Below are 17,775 nucleotides of genomic sequence, written 5' to 3' on the forward strand. Positions count from 1 at the left end.
ACTCGTCGTCCCACAGCACGAGATCCGCCAGCGCGCCGGGTTCGATCCGGCCCAGCGTCGGCTCGCCGATGGCGTCGGCCGGAATGACCGTCGCGGCGCGGAACGCCGTGACCGGGTCGACGCCGATCGACACGATGTTGCGGATCGCACGGTCCAGCGTCAACGCGCTGCCGGCGATGGTTCCTTCCGCCGAACGCGGCACGCCGTCGTCGGACAGCAGCACGTCGGCGCCGCCGAGGCGGTACACGCCAGGCGGCATTCCGGCCGCCGCGACGGCATCCGTCACCAACGCGACCCGGTCGCCCGCGGCCTTGAAGACCAGACGGCACGCGTCCGCGCCCACGTGGGCGAGATCCGCGATCAGACCGAGCGTGTAGCGCTCGTCGACCAGGGCCACCCCCGGCACGCCGGGTTCACGGTGGCCGAGCCCCCGCTGGGCGTTGAACAGGTGCGTGATCATGTGCGCGCCGTGGTCAGCGGCCTTGGTCGTCTCGGCACCGGTCGCGTCGGTGTGACCGACGGCGACGAGAACACCCGCCTCGGTAAGCCTTCTGACCGCTTCGAACCCACCGGGCAGTTCCGGCGCGAGCGTGACCATCCGCAGCGCGTCGCGCAGTTCGAGGACCGCGTCGATCCGTTCGGGTGTCGGCGGGACCATCAACGAGGGGTCGTGCACGCCCGGCCGTTTGGTCGACAGGAATGGGCCTTCCAGGTGCACGCCAAGCGATCGCGCACCGGCACCGTTCACTGTGGACACAGCGTCGAGCAGTACCCTGGCCTGTCCGAGCAACCGGGTGAGGTCGGCGGTGATCAGCGTGGGCAGGAATCTGGTGACACCCGTCCGCGGCAGGTTGCGCACGATCCGGCGCAGCCCTTCCTCGTCGATCTCGGCGAAGTCGGCGCCGAAGGCGCCGTTCACCTGGATGTCGACCAGACCGGGGGTGAGCAGGCCGTTCGCCGCCTCGCCGTCCGCCCCTTCGGTGACGTGGGCGATCCGGCCGTCCTCGACATGGACGGACACCGGGCCAGTGAAGCCGCGGCCGATCAGGGCCTTCTGCGCGGCGAGGACAGTACTCAAACTTCCCCTCCAATTGGTCCAGACCAGTGCTAGCGTATCGGCGAACAGTCCATCGAGTCTAGTTAACAATTGACAAGATTCCGAGTCACGACGTGAGAAACCCGCTTCGCCGAGGGGGTAAGACGAAGCGGGCAGAGTGGATACTACTCCGAATGGAGCAGCAGTGAGCTACGTGGTGGGCGTGGACGCAGGCGGCACCGGCAGCAGGGCACTGGCCGTCGATCTGGCGGGATACCGGCTCGGCCGGGGCGCCTCGGGCGGGGCGAACCCCAACTCCCATCCGTACGACGTGGCCGCCGCGCGCATCGCCGAGGCGATCTCGCTGGCCATCCGCGACCTCGACCCGGCCGACTGCAAGGCCTGCGTGGTCGGCATGGCCGGATCGTCCAAGCTCACCGACCCGGAAGTGGCCCGGGTGTTCCACGACACATGGAACGGCCTCGGGCTCGGCTGCGAGATCCGCGTGATCACCGACCAGGAAGCCGCGTTCGCGTCGATGACGTCGGAGCCGTCAGGCACGATCCTGGTCGCCGGCACCGGCTCGATCGCGTCCCGCATCGAGAACCACCGCATGGTCCGCGTCGTCGGTGGCGTCGGCTGGCTGCTCGGTGACGAAGGTTCCGCGTACTGGATGGGTCGCGAGGCCGTCCGTGCCGTGCTGAAACTGCTGGAGACACACGTACCGGCCGGCCCTCTGGCCCAGGCGGTGCTCACCGAGGCCGTCGGTGGTGTCGAGGGCGATCAGCACTCCTTGTGGCAGCGACTGATCACCGCGGCCAACGCCGAACAGCCGATCAGGCTCGCACGGTTCGCGCCCTTCGTGTCCGCCGCGCACGCCTCCGGTGACCCGGTCGCCACGGACATCGTTTCGCGGACTGTTGACGTGCTCGCTTCGATGGTCGCCGACACCCGTCCTTCCGCCGCCGACCGCAGCCCGGTCGTGCTGATCGGCAGCGTCGTCGGGCCCGACAGCCCCGTCGGCGTGCTGCTGCGCGAGCGGCTCGGGGACCTGCCGACCTACTTCTCGACCGAGGGCGCCACCGGGGCCGTCTGGCTGGCCGCCGCCGACGTGTTGGGCCCGTCGGCTCCTCGGCCGTCCGAACTCGTCCGCGGGTGACGCAGACCCGGGTGATCTTTCGGAAGTGAGCGGAACAGCACCACTCCGCTCACCGCGATCGTCGCGGTGACGAGCGGCCACGACATGATGAACGTGACCACGCTCAGCGCGACGACTTCACCTGCCCACCACAGCAGACCCCAGACGACTACGCGCAGCACGTACTGCATCAGCACCCAGGCCCAGCTCGCCCGTGAATAGGCTTTCAGCAGGTCAGGGTCCTTGCGCCAGCGGGTCTTCTGGCCGATCATGACGCCGACGACCACGCCGAGCAGCGGCCAGCGGATCAGGATGCTGACCGCCCAGAGCAGTGCGCTGGCGCCGTTGAACGTCAGCCTGAGCAGGAAGAAGTCCTGTGCTCTGCCTGTATACAAGGCGATCAGCGCGGCCGCCGCGACCAGCGCGACGCTCACCACCAGGTTGGTGATCCTGCCGCCCTTGATCAACCGGTACGCCCCGACGAACACGCTGACACCCAAGGCCGCCACAGCGCCGATCCAGATCGACTGGTCCGCCGCCAGCCACGCGATCACGAAGGCGAGCGGCGGAATGCTGGCGTCGAGCGCGCCGCGGCGTCCGCCGAGCACCTCACCGAGCGACTCCCGCTTAGTCACCCCTCCAGCCTGCCTTAGGCAAGCCTAATTTTGTAGCGCCCTGAGCAGGTCTTCGGAGAGTCGGTGCACGATCCGGCCACTGTCGGCCGGGGTGAGTGTGAGCCAGGACTCACGAACGACGTTCATGTAGCGGCCCGCGTCCGTGTCGAACCAGGCGAGACCGGGCAGCCGGTTCGGCCGTCCCTGCCGGTCCCGGACCGTGATGCCGAACTGGCCGGCCCGGATCACCGGCCGCTGCATGACCGCCTGGAGGCGTTGCATGTGCATCCGGTGCTCCGGATCCGGGCGCCGGTGACTGCCGCCACTCAGCGCGTCGACCGGAAGCGTCATCGGCTGGCCCGGCCCGGCCTTGACGTGCGGCAGAACGTCCACAATGGACGCGGCGAGCGCGGTCTCCCTGACCGGCGTGAAACTGATCTTGAGGTCGCGCTGCACGACCAGCATGGCCTGGCGGCCGGTGGCGACCACCATGGCCTTGAGCGACTTCTGGTCCCGCATGTCGAGCATGGCCACGTTGTCGATGCAGATCGTCGGCCGGGCCAGCAGGGTCAGCGCGTCCTCGAGCTCGGGCTCGGGGCGTTGCCGCCGGGCCAGGCCGCGGTTCTCCAGGTCGGAGTAGACCGCGGCCTTGATCCGCCTGCGCTCGTCCAGGGTCTCCCCGTGCGACCGGACCTCGAGCGGGAACGGAACCGACCCGAGCCTCAGGTCCTCCCACAAGGTGTCGATCGCGGGGAGCGAAAGTTCATGGATCATCCGCCGATCACCGGAGGCGCGGTCATCTGGTCGGTACCGAACGTCGCGTCAGGGTCGGGCTCGACGAGGTACGACGGCCGCTGGTGCTCTTCGTCCTCGCCACCTTGACCACGGCCCCCGGCGCCACCCATACCGCCGCCGGGCATACCTCCCCGGCCAGCCGCGGCACCCGGGCGTGCACCGCCCATGCCACCGGCTCCCGGCGACGCCGCCCCAGCACCCGCACCGGCCCCCGCCGCGGTCCCGGAACCCAACGGCCCGAAACCACCACCAGGCCGCGGCGCGCCACCAGGCCCGAAACCACCACCGAAGGCATTGCCGAACCCGCCACCGCCACCCGCGGCCGTCGGGCCCGCGGTGAACGGGTTGGGGTTGCCGCCACCGAAGTTGGTGGGCATGTTGTTGCCCGGGTTGTAGCCCGAGGTCCCGGTGCCGATCGGCATGCCGGGGATGTTCACGTTGGGCGGCGTGTTCTGGTCGTTGGTGCCGCTGCCGTCGCCGTTCGGGTCGTTGGGGCCGAACCCGCTGCCACTCTGGAAACCCGGAAACGCCCCGCCGCCACCGGGGCTGCCCCCACCACCGGTGACGTTGCCGCCGACGGAGTTGCGCCCACCCGGCCCCGGCCCACCCGGCCGGAATCCAGGACTGCCCGGCATGCCCGGCCCAGGAGGCTGTTCCTTGCCGCCACCTTCCCCGATCTTGGGCGGCGGCTCGAACGGCGGAACAGAGGCCGCGGCCGCCGCCAGTTCGGCGTCCCGCTGCGTGACGACCTGAATGGCCATCTGGTACGCCTCTTGCTTCTTCTGATGCTGCTCGTACATCGCGTGCGGCAACATCATCAGATCAATGATGCCGCCCTTGGCCGCGTCCTTGATCATCTGTTCCGGACTGAACTGCACGGGATCCGGCATCGTCGTCTTGGCACTGCCGACCGCTTCACCTTGACGGGTGAATGCCGTACTGGCCTTGTCGAAGCGCTCCCCCGTTGTCCTGCTCCACTCCGCCACCCTGCGGAGCTGCTCCCGCATGGCGTTGGCGGCTTGCCCCCGCCAGCCGTCCTCGGAGCCGATGACGGCAACCATCAGATCCTGGGCCGCCTCTTGCAGCCCGGCACCCCAACCCTTCCAGGTCTCTGCCAGGCCTTCGGCGTCCGCGGGCTCGCCCGTCTTGACCCAGTTCGCCAGTTCTTCATGACTGTGCCCGGGCACATTGACGTCTGGCGACGGAACCCGGTGCCCATGTCCTCCACCCATGTCACCCTCCCCTACGGCAACGTCGAGTCGACGACTTTCGCGACCTCAACAGCGCGAGCACACGCCTGTTCAGGTGCGTTTCCAGTGGTGGGCGTGACCCCGATGATGGCCGTTGAGCGTCCATCCGTGGTCTCCACGCCAATGCCGCAACCGCCAACGCCACCAACGTCGGCCACCTTGGTCGCCTTGTGCTTCGACAGCGGAACGTTCTCACCGTTCACACCTGTCAGGCCTTTTTTGTCGATTGATATCAGCAACACGAACTGCCCTGAGGCGATCCACTGGCAACCGGGCATGCCGCCCGCCGTTTTCGCGGTCCCCGGAGTGGCGAGTCCGAAGTCTTTCGCGTTCGCGTCGGACAGCAGGTCGCAAGCGTCGATCGGCGTGTCGCTCGACGTGGACCGTGACGTCGTCGTGCCGGGTCCAGGGCGTGGCGTGTCATTGGCCGACGTACCGCCAGCGGCTGGAGTCGGTGTACCACCCTCGGACTGGGTACATCCGGCGAGCGCAGCGAACACCACCAAAGCCGCGGACGCGCCAACGCATTGAACGCGCCTCGTCAGCACGGTCACAGTCCCCCTCCTGCACCTTCGACTCGATGGCGATTGCCACTGTCTGTCTGGCTGTAGTTCGCGATGCTCCGGCTCACCGCGGCCTTCAGCTGCTCCAACTCCTCGGAGAACGTCCCCAGCAGCTTGCTCGGGCCCTCGTCCGTCACCTGTGTGTTGAACGTGGCGATGTCCTTCGCGTAGCCACCGCCCAGGCGCTGCCCGAAGGCGACGTTGCCAGCACTCGACCGCATTACCGCGACCTGATCCTGGATGGTCGTGAGCTGTTTGATGACGGCTTGGCCGACGTCGGGGGAGACTGCGAACGCGCCGGCCTCAGCAGCGGCCATCATGTCCTTCACGGTGTCGACGACGCCGCCGAAGAAGCCGCCCCCCGTGTTGTCCTTGCTGCTGTAGTCGTACATCTCCTGGTACCCGCGCTGGTAGCGCGGGTCGTTCGGATCAGTCGGCCGCGAACCGTCTGGCATCGTGTCCCCCGTTTAGGCGATCCCTCTCCAACCCCGCATCGTAACTGTGATGACGGAACCGCGTGATCGGTTCCCGCATGCACACGCAGTCGTAATGGGACAGTGACCCTGACGATATGTGATCACGCCTTCGCGCTCGGTGAACACCCGCCACGGTAACTTCAGAAGCTATCACGCGACGTGACGGAACCCGGACCGTTCGCAACCGACGCTGGCGTAGGTTGCGGTCCATTAGGCATCCTGGCCGGTAGTTGGGGGTGACAACGACCTTCGGGAGGGATGGCGTGGGCTGGGGTAGCTGGGTCGCGGTCGGGGACAGTTTTACCGAGGGGTTGAGCGACGCCGACGGGTTCGGCGGGTTCCGGGGCTGGGCGGACCGCCTGGCCGAACTGATGGCGTACCGGAATCCGGGTTTCCGGTACGCCAACCTCGCGATTCGCGGCAAGATGCTGGACGAGATCATCGACGAACAGGTGCCGCTGGCCATCGCCGCGCAGCCGGACCTGGTCACGCTCTGCGCGGGCGGAAACGACCTGATCGTGCCGGGCAGTGATGTCGACGAGCTGGCCGGCCGGCTTGAGCAGGCCATTGTGGACGTTCAACGGGCCGGCAGCGAGGTGCTGATCTTCGCGGGCCCGGACCCGAAGGCCATGCCGATGGTGCGCCGGGTCCGGGCGAAGGTCGCCATCTACAACGAGCACCTGCACGCGATCGCGGACCGGCATGACGCGATGATCGTGGACCTGTGGGCGATGCACGTGCTCGCCGACGAGCGGGCGTGGAGCGACGACCGGCTGCACTTCTCGCCCGAGGGCCATCGGCGGATCGCCTTGCGCACCGCGGAGGTGCTCGGCATCCCCACCGACGAGGACTGGCGCGAACCGTGGCCGCCGCGGGAGCGGATCACCTCCTGGTTCGAGCTGCGCAAGGCCGATCTGGACTGGACGCGCGTGCACCTCGTGCCGTGGGTCAAGCGGCAACTGCGCGGCGAGTCCATGGGTGACGGTGTGCGGCCCAAGCGCCCGGAACTGCGTCCGTTGGACGACGTGTCGGTCGGCGACTGAGCCGAATGGTGGCCCGGCCGGCACTCCCCCTCGGCGTGCCGGCCGCCCCCGGTGGCGCCGCGTAGCCTGCCAGTTCGCAGATCACCGTCACTAACCGTGCGCTAAACGCCGTCCGTCAAATCCCGCATTTGTTCCGCGCGATCGGCGCTGACCTGCGCGTACAGTTCAGCGGATCTTCGCCATTGTTGCCGCGCGGCGGAATGAGAGCCCTGCACGGACAGCACGCGGCCGAGGGCTTCCCGGCAGAACCCCTCGGTGAACGCGGCCTCGGACAACGAGACAGCCATCCGGGCGTGCCGTTCCGCGGTCTCGTGCTCGCCTGTTTCCGCGTGCAGCAAGGCCAGCCGCGCGAGGGTGAACGCGGTGAGCTCGCCTTCCGCCGCCTGCCGGTAGTTCTCGATGGCCTTCTCGTATCCGGCAAGCGCTTCGCGGTGCCTGCCCAGTCCGAAGTAGACATCGGCGAGGGCTTCGTGGCCTGCCGCGAGCAGCCGGGCGTCGCCGAGTTCGGTCGCGATGCCGATCACTCGGGACGCATCGGAGACGGCTTCCCCGGCCTGGTCGAAACGTGTGCGCAGAACGCACAAGCTGTGCCGCATCCACGCCTCGCCCTCGAGATCACCAGCGGCGACCGCAGCAGCCAATCCTTTGTGGACGATGGAGTCCCACGGCGACCGCCCGGACCGGACGACCCGATAGTCGTGCGCCATCCGAGCGACCCGCCACGCGTCCCGCGGTGCGGCGACGTCCAGCAGCGCCTCGAGGTTCGGCCATTCACGCGAGAACCACTCCACCGCCCCAGCCGGGGTCAGAGAATCCTGATTGTCCGTTTTGCCCACCGGATACGCCATCGGGCCGAGCATCCGCCGGGCCGCGTCGGCCGCGTCGAGGTAGTACGAGACGAGCCGGTCCAACGCGGCCGACCGCTCCTCGCCCACCGGCGCGAGTTCCTTGGCGTGCAACCGAACCAGGTCGTGCATGACGAACACGTCCTGACTGGTCTCGGCGACCAGGAACGCGTCCGCGAGCGCCCGCAGGCCGTTCCTGGCGGTCACGAAGCCGACACCCTGTAGCGCGGCCATTGCGGCGGGAGTGACCGACGGCCCGGGAACCACACCCAGGAGACGGAAGGCGTCCGGCTCGGCGAGCCGGCGGAACGTCAGGTCGAACGCGGCCCGCACGCTGATGTCGGCATGCTCCGCCGTCAACGCCGCGAGCCTGGTGCGGTCGTCGGCGAGTTCGGCGATCAGCTCGTCGGCGATCCATTCCCGGCGTGCGGCCAACCGTGCGCCGATGACCCGCAGCGCCAAGGGCAGACCGCCGGATGACACAGCGAGCCGTTCCAAGCGCGTGCGATCGATGCGCCCGTGACCGACGATCGAATCGACGACGCGGACGGAGTCGGGCACCGAAAGCGGTTTGAGATCAAGTAACCGCGCGCCGCTGCGAGCGACCATGCCCTCCAGCCGGACCCGGCTGGTGATCAGCACCAGCGCACGGGAACCACCCGGCAACAACAGCCTGATCTGTGCGGAATCCCGCGCGTCGTCAAGCATTACGAGCACGCGCCGGTGTGCCAGCAGCGAACGGTAAAGCGCCGCACGGTCATCCCGTTCGGCGGGGACCTCGTTCGACGGCACGCCCAGCGTCAGCAGGAACTGGGTGAGCACCTCGCCGGGGTCGACCGGCGCCTGCTCGGGGTGAAACCCCCGCAGCCCGGCGAAAAGCTGGCCGTCCGGGAACTCGTGGCCGACCATCCGGCCCCATAACACCGCCAGCGCGGTCTTGCCGATCCCGGCAGGCCCGGAGATCACGCCGATCGGCGTGGCGGCACCGTGCTCGTCGGCGAGCAACTCGTCCAGCCACACCAGCTCCACGTCCCGGCCGTGGAATCCGACCGGCGCGGGCGGCAGCTGGGAAGGCGTGAGCACGCCGACCTTCGGCGGTACGAGAGGTGCGGGCGCGGGCAGCAACAAGGTGGAGTCGTCGTTGAGCACCCGCTCGTGCAGTTCCCGCAAGGCCGGCCCTGGATCGATCCCGAGGTCCTCGGCCGCCCGTCGCGCGAACCGTTGGTACGCCTCCAGCGCGTCCGCGCGCCTGCCGGTCCGGTACAACGCCAGTAGTAGATGGGCGATCACCTGTTCCCGGAACGGGTAGGCCTCGGCGAACGTCGTGAGCTCGCCGATCAGCTCGGCGTGCCTGCCGAGTTCCAGGTCGGCCTCGATCCGAGCCTCCAGCACGGCGAACCGGAGATCCTCCAGTTCCGGCGCGGTGATCCGGGGCGACACGTCGGCCAGCACCGGCCCGCGCCACAGCCCCAACGCCTCATGCAGCATTTCCGCGCGCCGGACCGGGTGTTCGTGCCTGGCCCGGTCCAGCAGCCAGGTGGCGCGGGTGACGTCGATCAGGTCCTCGTCGACGATCAACCGGTAACCCGGTAACTGTGTGTCGATCCAGACCGAACCACTGGGATCCACCAGCCGCAGCTGCCTGCGCAGCCGCGAGACGTAGTTCTGCACGATCGTCCGCGCGGTCAGCGGCGGATCGTCGCCCCACAGCCCGTCGAGGATGTCCTCGACCGGAACGACTTCGTTGGGACGTAACAGAAGCATGGCCAGCAGGCCACGCACGCCGGGTCCGCCCAACGCCACCGGTTCGCCGTTGACCACCGCCTGCACCGGGCCGAGCACCCCGAACCGGATGACGGCATGGTCGTCCTCGCCAGTCTCCCCCGTACTCACTTCGTCCTCCCCCGTTCCCTTACTGCCGGTGACCACGGTAAGGCGAACCAGGGGGTTGAAGTAAAGGTTTACCGACAGTTCCGCCATCAGGCCCAAGGAACAAGTCGGCCCCTTGCCAGCCGGTCCCGATCCGGTTGGCAAGGGGCCACACTCACACGGCCTGGTCACGGGATTCGCCGGCCCCACCCCGAGTGGAAGACCGACGTGCCGGTGACCGCTATCCGGCTGAGCGAGATCACTACGCTCCTAAGGTAACAGAGCGCATGTGACCGATCACACCCGGGGTGCCCGGGCCAATGGGGTGAAATCCCGGCTGGCGATGAAGGGCGGACGCGGCCGTGGAGCGGCGAACGGATCCTGCAAACAGTTCTCCACACTGTTGAACACCACGAAAATGTTCGAGCGCGGGAACGGTGTGATGTTGTTGCCGGAGCCGTGCATGATGTTGGAGTCGAACCACAACGCCGAGCCGGCCTCGCCGGTGAACTGGTCGATGCCGTGCTGGGCGGCCAGCCGGGTGATGTTCTCCCGGCTCGGCACGCCGATCTCCTGCTCCTTCAACGATTCCTTGTAGTGGTCGGCGGGCGTCTCACCGACACACGGCACGAACGTCCGGTGCGAGCCGGGCATGACCATCAGGCCGCCGTTGAAGGGGTAGTTGTCGGTCAGCGCCAGCGACATGCTGACCGCGCGTGGCGCGGGCATGCCGTCCTCGGCGTGCCAGGTCTCGAAGTCCGAGTGCCAGTAGAAGCCCTTGCCCTGGAAGCCGGGCATGAAGTTCACCCGGCTCTGGTGCACGTAGACCTCCGAGCCGAGCAGGTGCCTGGCCCGGTCGAGGATGCGCGGATCACGGATCAGTTCGGCGATCAGCGGGCTGATCCGGTGCACCTCGAAGATCGACCGGATCTCCTGTGACTCCTTCTCGATGATCACGCGCTCGTCCGCGCGCAGCCCCGGGTCACCGGTCAGCCGGACCAGCTCCTGCCAGTACGCCTCGACCTCGTGCTTGCTGAGCACGGCCTGGTCGATCGAGTAGCCCTTGGCGTCGTGCGACGCCAGCGTCGCGGCGTCGACCGGCCCTGGGCTGCTCGACCACACAGTGGGGTCGGAGCGTTCGATCAGGCCGGGTTCACCGATCACGCGGGTCGGGTAGCGGTCCACGGATCGAGTGCTGGTCAGTGTCATGTCGCTCCTTCCACGATCAGGGGGTAGACGCCGTTCTCGTCATGGACCTCACGGCCGGTGACCGGCGGGTTGAACACGCAGACCGTGCGCATCAGGGTCCGTGGCCGCAACTGGTGGTGCTCGTGCCCGTCGAGCAGGTAGAGCGACCCCGGGCCGAGGAGGTGGACCTCGCCGGTCTCCTTGTCCTCCAGCTCGCCCTCGCCTTCGACGACGAACACGGCCTCGACGTGGTTGGCGTACCAGAAGTCGTTGACAGTTCCCGCGTACAGCGTTGTCTCGTGCACCGAGAAGCCGACCTGTTCACCGGCCAGGATCAGCCTTTTGCTGCGCCAGTTCGGGGTTTGCACGTCCCGCTCGGTGCCGGTGACGTCGTGTGTACTGCGAACGATCAAGCCAGCGCTCCCTTCACCGACCGTGCCAGCACGGAAAGTCCCCGCTCCAGCTCGTCGTCGCTGATGGTCAGCGGCGGCATCAGCTTCACGACCTCGCCGTCCGGACCGGACGTCTCCATCAGCAGGCCGAGCTCGAACGCGGTGGCGCAGACCTTGCCGGCCAGTCGCGCGTCGCCGAACTGCAGGCCCCTCGCCAGGCCACGGCCCTTGGCACGCATCGGGACGTCCGGATAGGACTCGACGAGCCCGGTCAGCTCGCGGCCGACCTGTTCGCCCTTGGCCAGGGTGCTCTTCTCGAGCTTGTCGTCCCGCCAGTAGACCTTCAGCGCCTCGGTGGCGGCGACGAAGGCCGGGTTGACGCCGCGGAACGTCCCGTTGTGCTCACCCGGTTCCCAGACGTCCAGCTCCGGCTTGAGCAGTGTGAGGGCGAGCGGAAGCCCGTATCCGCCAATCGATTTCGACAGGCAGACGATGTCCGGCCGGATCCCGGCGACCTCGAAGCTGAAGAACGGGCCGGTCCGGCCGCAGCCCATCTGGACGTCGTCGACGATCAGCAGGATGCCGTGCCGCTGGCACAGCTCCGCCAGGCCACGCAGCCATTCGACGCGTGCCGCATTGATCCCGCCCTCGCCCTGCACGGTCTCGACGATCACCGCCGCGGGCTCATTCAGGCCACTGCCGCTGTCGGCCAGCAGCCGTTCGAAGAAGAGGAAATCCGGTGTCTGGCCGTCGAAGTAGTTGTCGTACGGCATGGGCGTGGCGTGCACGAGCGGGATGCCCGCGCCACTGCGCTTCATCGAGTTGCCGGTCACCGACAACGCGCCGAGCGTCATGCCGTGGAAGGCGTTCGTGAAGTTGATGATCGACTCGCGGCCGGTCACCTTGCGGGCCAGCTTGAGCGCGGCCTCGACGGCGTTCGCCCCGGCGGGCCCTGGGAACATCACCTTGTAGTCCAGTGCGCGCGGTTTGAGCACGATGTCCTCGAAGGACTCGAGCAGCTCACGCTTGGCCACGGTGTTCATGTCGAGCGAATGCGTGACGCCGTCGGCGAGCATGTAGTCGATGACGGCCCGTTTCAGCAACGGGTTGTTGTGGCCGTAGTTGAGTGATCCCGCGCCGGCGAAGAAGTCCAGGTACTCCTTGCCGGACTCGTCGTAGAGGAAACTTCCGGTGGCCTTGTCGAAGGTGGTCGGCCAGCCACGGCAGTAGCTGCGGACCTCGGATTCGAGTGTCTCGAAGATGTTCACGGTTCTCCGTGCTTGGGGTTCGCGGAAGAGCTAGGAAGGCGCGCTGACGGACACGAACGGGCCGATCCTGAAGAGGAACTCGGGCGCGTGCTCGTCGGGGAACTGGTCCGCGCTGAACAGCTGTTTTCCGGTCAGCCCGGCGCCCCAGCGGGCGGCGAGCGCGCGGAACATCGCGATGGACGCGTCGTTGTCCGAAGTGACGGTGGCTTCGAGGTGTCTCGCACCGGTCCGGCGGATCACGTTGTCCAGCAACGTGGTCGCGAAGCCTCTGCCACGGTGCTCACCGGACACCGCGATCTGCCAGATCACCAGCGTGTCCGGCTGGTTGGGGCGCAGGTAGCCGTTGACAAAACCGATGACCTCACCGTCGACGCGCACCACCGCGGAGGTCCCGGCGAAATCTCTGCACCACAACAGGTACGAGTAAGAGGAGTTCAGGTCGAGCGTGCGCGAATCCCGGGCCAGCCGCCACATTCCCGCACCGTCCGATGTGGACGGAACATCGACTACCGCCTGGCCGAAGGTTTTTCCGGACATGCTGGTGGAACGTAACAGAGCAGGTTCGCCCGATCAGCCCATCGGGTTGCGGCCGGACGGCTGTAGCTGGGAGAACGCGAAAGACGCTGTGTCGATCAGTACAGATTGTTGATCGGCGCGTGCGCACTTGCCTAGCGTCGCGCGCACGCGCGTTGCCCGGATGTCAGCCGGCTACACGTGACGGCCGCCACAGGTCCAGTCCGGACTCTACGGCGTGCTTGTCGATCTCGGCCAGCTCGTCCGAGGTCAGCGGCGGTCCGTCCAGAGCGGCGAGGTTCTCCTCGAGCTGCTCGACCGAGCTGACGCCGATGAGCGCGGACGTGACCCGCGGATCGCGCAGGACCCAGCTCAGGGCCAGCTGCGAGAGCTTCTGCCCGCGCCGCTGGGCGATCGAGTTCAGCCCACGGACCCGGTCGAGGTTCTCCTCGGACAGGTGGTCCTGCCGCAGCGAGCCCTGTTGCGTGGCACGCGACCCCTCCGGCACACCGTTGAGGTACTTGTCCGTCAGCAACCCTTGGGCCAGCGGGGAGAACGCGATGCAGCCCGCGCCGACCTCCTCCAGGGCGTCCAGCAGCTCCGGCTCGATCCAGCGGTTGAGCATCGAGTACGACGGCTGGTGGATCAGCAACGGCACACCCGCCTGCCTCAGCAGCGCGGCGGCTTCACGCGTCTTGGCAGGTGAGTACGACGAAATGCCGACGTAGAGCGCTTTGCCCTGCTGCACGGCGCTGACCAGGGCGCCCATCGTCTCTTCCAGCGGCGTGTCCGGGTCGAACCGGTGCGAGTAGAAGATGTCGACGTAGTCCAGGCCCATCCGGCCGAGCGACTGGTCGAGCGAGGCGAGCAGGTACTTCCGCGATCCGTGATCGCCGTACGGGCCGGGCCACATGTCGTAGCCGGCCTTGGTGGAGATCACCAGCTCGTCGCGGTACGGCCGCAGGTCGTCGCGCAGGATGCGGCCGAAGTTCTCTTCAGCCGAGCCGTACGGCGGACCGTAGTTGTTGGCCAGGTCGAAGTGCGTGACACCGAGGTCGAAAGCGCGCCGGGCGATCCGCCTGCCGTGCTCGTACGGCCGGGAACCGCCGAAGTTCTGCCACAGGCCCAGTGAGATCAGCGGCAGTTTGAGCCCGCTGCGCCCGCTGCGCCGGAATTCCGCTTTGTCGTATCGCCGTTCGTCGGCTGTGTACACCACGAGCGCGATAGTAGGTCCTGCGAGGCGAGGTGGCCTGGCGTTGGGGGCGAGGCCACCCCGACCTCACCCGCCGATGAACCCGCGCGTCGCCGCGGCCCGGTGCCGCCCTCGAACGACAACATCGGACACCTCTTCGGCACGGACCACGTACGGTCGCGCCTGGACATCGGCGGAGTTGAACCTCGGCACGATCGGCCGTGCGTACATGTCGATCGTGTCCGAGCACCCGGGCAGCCACAGCCACCCGTAACCCTTGAACTCCTTCTCGCGCACCGCGAGCCTGCGGAACTGGTCGGTCCGCAACGACGTGTGCCCGGCCTCGACGACCGAGCGGTAGACCAGATCGGACAGCATCACCGCGAGGGTGGCCTCCGGCCACTGTTGCAGCACCCCGCGCAGTGGTTTCGAGTCGAGCAGCCTGCGCACCACCACCGCGTCCCGGCAGGGATATCCGTTGGGGCCGTTGACGACCACGCCGTGGTGCACCGCCATGCGCAGCCGCAGGCGGGCCCACGGCACCATGTCCTCGTTGTGCTGCCGGAGTTCCGCTTCCAGCCTTCGGGTGAACCCGTCGACCACCAGCGGATCGGGTTCGTCGTGGGGCAGTACGGCCAGTTCCGCGTCGCCGTGCTGCTGGCGGGACCATCGCGCCCGGTCCAGCCCCGTCGCCGATGCGGCGCGATCAAGGGAACGCAGCAGGATCTCCTGCCATTTCCGCTGGCGCTGCTCCGGCGCTGCGCCATACCCGCGAATATCAACTCCGACATAGAGCGACCGCCGGAAGCCCCTATCTGCCATGCAATTAGGCCCTTCGTGGTGGAGCCGAGGGATGATGGTGCTCTGCGTAATCATGCAGTAGATCGTCCGTATGAAAGCGGCATTGGTACGGGTTCGCTCGCTTTTCGCCGAACAAGCGCGCACGCTTGGTTCGAGGTTTCAACAGTACAACGGTCACGCTATTTCGGCGCGAAGTCGTAAGCCGGCCATATCGAGCACCGCGATCCCCCGGTAGCGGCCACTGACCAGGCCCTCCTGCTGGAAAGTGCGAATGATCTTTTCCGCGGTGGACAGCTTGACACCGGCGATGGACGCGAGTTCCTCTCTGGTCAGCGGGACGCTCAGATCCCAGCGCCCGCCCGATCTCGTGCCATAAGCCTCGTACAGATCGACCAGAACGCGCGCGACCCGGACGCTCGCCGGGCGGCCGTGTTCGATTCTCCGGCGGTCGGCCCAGCGCAATCGTTCGCTCAACATGGTGGCGACCTCGATGGCCGCGTCCGGGTGCCTGGCCAGGAAGTTGCGCAACTCGGCCTTGGTCATCCGCTTGAAGAAAATGTCGGTGCACGCGATCACTGTCGCGGATCTCGGACCGACGTCCAGTGCCGCCATCTCGCCGATGAGATCACCACCGACCCTGATCGCGAGCAGAGTCCGTTCCCCGGCGGGGTCCGTGGCCTGCACTTTCACCGAGCCGTGCAGCAACAGCAGCGCGGAAGAATCGGTTTCGCCCTGGCTGATGATTGTCATGCCCGCGGGCCTGCTTTCCGAAACACCGACCGCGAGGAAATCCTCCCTGGTCCGTTCGGACAGCCGCCCGAGCAGGCTGGCATGCGGGTACGCCAGAGACCCACCGGCCACTCTTCTTGGAATGATCTTTCCCACCTCGCCGATTGTCGAGCCGGACGGAGAATACGACCACCGGACCATCGACGCGTTTCCGCGGACTGTTAACAATAGCGGCACACGGATAAGGCGGCGCACTTGGCCAGGTTCCCCGGCGGGCCGGGCAGCTGACGATGATCACAATCCCGGCCGGTGACCGGCATGGGATCAAAGAGCGCGCGGCCGGGCGGCGTCCCAGAACTGAATGCCCAAAGCCGACAGCCGAAGCGTGCGCCTGGCGTACCGCGGACTGAGCTTGTGGACGGTGCGCACCTCGTTCTCGGCGGCCCGTACCCGATCCTCGGTGAGCAGGATTTCGTACTGCGCGCCCAGCGTCGGATCCTCAGGGCCGACTTGCACGACGCCAAGGCTCGCCAGCCTCGTGACGTACTCCGGAACCAGATCGGGCAGCATCACGCCGGCCGCCCGCCCTACCGACGACGCGTTCCTCAGCACGATCCGCTGCGGCCCACCCAACGCCGACCGGCCCGCCACGTGCACCAGCACGTACACACTGCCGTCGCTGAGCGCCGCCAAGATCCTCGCCTCGTCCGGCACGAGCTGGCGCACGATGGACAGGAAGACGTGCCTGCGGCCCTGCTCCCGGTCGAGTTCGGTGGACAGCCGAAGCAGCCCCGCCATCGCCGACCGAACCTCGTCGGCCTCGCCGTTCACAACAGTTTCGGCCAGGACCGGATCTTCGCCGTCGAGGCGCTTGCGGACCTGGTCGAGCACGGCCTTCTCGGCCTTCCGGACCTGACGCTGGGCGGCTTCGCCGCCAGGCAACCGTCCCGCCGCTTGCCAGCCCGTCCTCGCCAACCAGCCCGCGAGCCTGCCCGCCCGCGCCACCACCCGGTCGACCGGATCCCGCTCCTCAGCCACGACGCCTCCCACCGTTCAGCGTCCTCGCAGGTCAGCTTCCCTGCGACTGGTACTCGTACAGTCCACCACGAGCATGGAACGCCCACTTGGAGACCCGCACCTGCGACAACGCCGTGTCCGCGCCCACTGCCAAGATCGGCTGGCTGTACGAGTACTGATCGTCCACGTTGTCGTAGAACCGGCCAGCGGGGTCGACCATGACGTAGCTGCCCTTCATGTCCTGGCTGCGCTCGGCGATGACACGGATGCCGTCGAGTTCCACCTTGTTGCTGTGCCTGACGAATCGGGCGAAGTCCTCAGCGCCGACCTGGAGTTCCGGGTCGTGACGCGAGTCCGGTCCCGCCATCGGAAGCATCTGCATGATCTTCCACCGCTCAGGCCTGGCCGTACGGATGAACCCGGTGAGGTCCTCATCCTTGTTCGCGGACGTGACGACAGTGTTGATCTTCAGGCGGACACCCGCGGCTTTGACCCGCTCGCAGATGCGTAGGTAGTCGTCTGCCGTCATCGGGCCGTTCCTGGTCACCCGGCCCGTCCTGATGAGCGTTCCGGAGTCGACGCTGTCCACGCTGAGCGCCACCCAGTCGAGGTGTTCCAGAACCTTCGCGAACCGCGGCCGGTCGGCGAGGCTCCCGTTGGTCACCATCGAAGTGGCCATTTTGTACTCCCGGGCCTGCGCGACCATGTCGGGCAGCCAGGCACAAAGAAGCGGTTCACCGCCGGCGAAGTTTATCTTCCGGAATCCCGCTTCGGCCAGCCGTCGCACCACGAGTGCGGAATCCTCTTTGTTCAAGTGGCCGGCCGGCAACACGGTGTGCTTCATGTCGTCGAACGTCGCGAAACAGAATTTGCACGCCATGTTGCACGCCTGCCACAGGTGATAATTCACCGAGGCGATGCGCCGAAAAGCATAGGAACGCGCACGGATCATCCGCCGAGCGGGCACACCTGTCTTCGAGCGGAGAACCGCCGACGTCGTCACCGGGCGAACGATAGTCCACTGTGTCACGACACGACACAGAGGC

Annotated in this window: 18 protein-coding genes; 2 read left to right on the forward strand and 16 right to left on the reverse strand. The window is 67.5% G+C overall.

Annotated elements, in window-relative coordinates:
* A partial coding sequence (gene nagA / locus GC106_RS17670) for an N-acetylglucosamine-6-phosphate deacetylase (RefSeq protein ID WP_173131544.1) occupies positions 1-1,078 on the reverse strand: 1,078 nt, incomplete at its 3' end.
* Between the two features lie 163 nt (positions 1,079-1,241).
* Between nagA and GC106_RS17675 the strand changes: the two genes are divergently transcribed.
* Entirely contained in the window at positions 1,242-2,195 is a 954-nt protein-coding gene (locus GC106_RS17675; protein ID WP_173131546.1) for an N-acetylglucosamine kinase, read from the forward strand.
* Here the strand turns inward: GC106_RS17675 and GC106_RS17680 are convergent.
* The 5 genes from GC106_RS17680 to GC106_RS17700 are packed head-to-tail and all read right to left on the reverse strand — an operon-like array spanning position 2,096 to position 5,788.
* The gene (locus GC106_RS17680; protein WP_173131548.1) at positions 2,096-2,809 is read right to left on the reverse strand and encodes a DUF3159 domain-containing protein; all 714 of its coding nucleotides are present in this window, start codon (positions 2,807-2,809) and stop codon (positions 2,096-2,098) included. The two genes, GC106_RS17675 and GC106_RS17680, sit on opposite strands and share 100 nt — an antisense overlap.
* A 24-nt stretch (positions 2,810-2,833) precedes the next feature.
* Positions 2,834-3,562 (reverse strand): ESX secretion-associated protein EspG, encoded by a 729-nt coding sequence (locus GC106_RS17685; protein WP_173131550.1) that lies wholly within the window; start codon positions 3,560-3,562, stop codon positions 2,834-2,836.
* A complete protein-coding gene (locus GC106_RS17690; protein ID WP_173131552.1) occupies positions 3,559-4,815 on the reverse strand; it encodes a PPE domain-containing protein in 1,257 nt (418 codons plus the stop codon). The genes GC106_RS17685 and GC106_RS17690 overlap by 4 nt, the downstream gene beginning before the upstream one ends.
* Positions 4,816-4,826: 11 nt before the next feature.
* Positions 4,827-5,387 carry a DUF3558 family protein gene (locus tag GC106_RS17695; protein WP_173131554.1) on the reverse strand — a complete coding sequence of 187 codons (561 nt, stop codon included), beginning with the start codon at positions 5,385-5,387 and terminating at the stop codon, positions 4,827-4,829.
* Positions 5,384-5,788, reverse strand: coding sequence for a hypothetical protein (locus GC106_RS17700; protein ID WP_173131556.1), 405 nt, complete (start codon positions 5,786-5,788; stop codon positions 5,384-5,386). Before GC106_RS17700 ends, GC106_RS17695 begins: the two co-directional genes overlap by 4 nt.
* 347 nt (positions 5,789-6,135) lie before the next feature.
* On the opposite strand from GC106_RS17700, the gene GC106_RS17705 reads away from it, so the two are divergent.
* Positions 6,136-6,915, forward strand: a complete 780-nt coding sequence (locus GC106_RS17705; protein ID WP_173131558.1) for an SGNH/GDSL hydrolase family protein — start codon at positions 6,136-6,138, stop codon at positions 6,913-6,915.
* Between the two features lie 101 nt (positions 6,916-7,016).
* Here GC106_RS17705 and GC106_RS17710 read toward each other — a convergent pair whose 3' ends face one another.
* The 10 genes from GC106_RS17710 to GC106_RS17755 all read right to left on the reverse strand — a co-directional run bounded on the left by GC106_RS17710 (position 7,017) and on the right by GC106_RS17755 (position 17,681).
* Positions 7,017-9,653 carry an AfsR/SARP family transcriptional regulator gene (locus GC106_RS17710; RefSeq protein ID WP_173131560.1) on the reverse strand — a complete coding sequence of 879 codons (2,637 nt, stop codon included), beginning with the start codon at positions 9,651-9,653 and terminating at the stop codon, positions 7,017-7,019.
* 273 nt (positions 9,654-9,926) lie between these two features.
* Positions 9,927-10,838: an ectoine hydroxylase gene (gene thpD, locus GC106_RS17715; protein ID WP_173131563.1), complete on the reverse strand. Its 912-nt coding sequence runs from the start codon at positions 10,836-10,838 to the stop codon at positions 9,927-9,929.
* Positions 10,835-11,230, reverse strand: coding sequence for an ectoine synthase (locus GC106_RS17720; protein WP_173131566.1), 396 nt, complete (start codon positions 11,228-11,230; stop codon positions 10,835-10,837). Before GC106_RS17720 ends, thpD begins: the two co-directional genes overlap by 4 nt.
* Positions 11,227-12,477, reverse strand: a complete 1,251-nt coding sequence (gene ectB, locus GC106_RS17725) for a diaminobutyrate--2-oxoglutarate transaminase (protein ID WP_173131569.1) — start codon at positions 12,475-12,477, stop codon at positions 11,227-11,229. Before ectB ends, GC106_RS17720 begins: the two co-directional genes overlap by 4 nt.
* A 30-nt stretch (positions 12,478-12,507) precedes the next feature.
* Positions 12,508-13,014: a diaminobutyrate acetyltransferase gene (gene ectA / locus GC106_RS17730; protein WP_173131572.1), complete on the reverse strand. Its 507-nt coding sequence runs from the start codon at positions 13,012-13,014 to the stop codon at positions 12,508-12,510.
* Between the two features lie 163 nt (positions 13,015-13,177).
* Positions 13,178-14,206 carry an L-glyceraldehyde 3-phosphate reductase gene (mgrA, locus tag GC106_RS17735; RefSeq protein WP_173131575.1) on the reverse strand — a complete coding sequence of 343 codons (1,029 nt, stop codon included), beginning with the start codon at positions 14,204-14,206 and terminating at the stop codon, positions 13,178-13,180.
* Positions 14,207-14,269: 63 nt separating this feature from the next.
* Complete coding sequence (locus GC106_RS17740) at positions 14,270-15,004, reverse strand: hypothetical protein (protein WP_173131578.1); 735 nt, start codon at positions 15,002-15,004, stop codon at positions 14,270-14,272.
* 153 nt (positions 15,005-15,157) lie between these two features.
* Complete coding sequence (locus GC106_RS17745) at positions 15,158-15,868, reverse strand: Crp/Fnr family transcriptional regulator (protein WP_173131581.1); 711 nt, start codon at positions 15,866-15,868, stop codon at positions 15,158-15,160.
* A gap of 168 nt (positions 15,869-16,036) precedes the next feature.
* Entirely contained in the window at positions 16,037-16,750 is a 714-nt protein-coding gene (locus GC106_RS17750) for an Abi-alpha family protein (RefSeq protein WP_312872714.1), read from the reverse strand.
* A 31-nt stretch (positions 16,751-16,781) separates the two neighbouring features.
* Entirely contained in the window at positions 16,782-17,681 is a 900-nt protein-coding gene (locus tag GC106_RS17755) for a viperin family antiviral radical SAM protein (RefSeq protein WP_281368549.1), read from the reverse strand.
* Positions 17,682-17,775 lie beyond the last annotated feature (94 nt).

The organism is Kibdelosporangium persicum, from assembly GCF_013280595.1.
Lineage (GTDB): Bacteria > Actinomycetota > Actinomycetes > Mycobacteriales > Pseudonocardiaceae > Kibdelosporangium > Kibdelosporangium persicum.

Coding starts and splice junctions, on each gene's coding strand:
- GC106_RS17700 (WP_173131556.1), bottom strand. CDS start 5,788: ATGTACGACTACAGCAGCAAGGACAACACGGGGGGCGGCTTCTTCGGC.
- thpD (WP_173131563.1), bottom strand. CDS start 10,838: ATGACACTGACCAGCACTCGATCCGTGGACCGCTACCCGACCCGCGTG.
- GC106_RS17690 (WP_173131552.1), bottom strand. CDS start 4,815: ATGGGTGGAGGACATGGGCACCGGGTTCCGTCGCCAGACGTCAATGTG.
- ectA (WP_173131572.1), bottom strand. CDS start 13,014: ATGTCCGGAAAAACCTTCGGCCAGGCGGTAGTCGATGTTCCGTCCACA.
- GC106_RS17685 (WP_173131550.1), bottom strand. CDS start 3,562: ATGATCCATGAACTTTCGCTCCCCGCGATCGACACCTTGTGGGAGGAC.
- GC106_RS17755 (WP_281368549.1), bottom strand. CDS start 17,681: ATGATCCGTGCGCGTTCCTATGCTTTTCGGCGCATCGCCTCGGTGAAT.
- GC106_RS17740 (WP_173131578.1), bottom strand. CDS start 15,004: ATGGCAGATAGGGGCTTCCGGCGGTCGCTCTATGTCGGAGTTGATATT.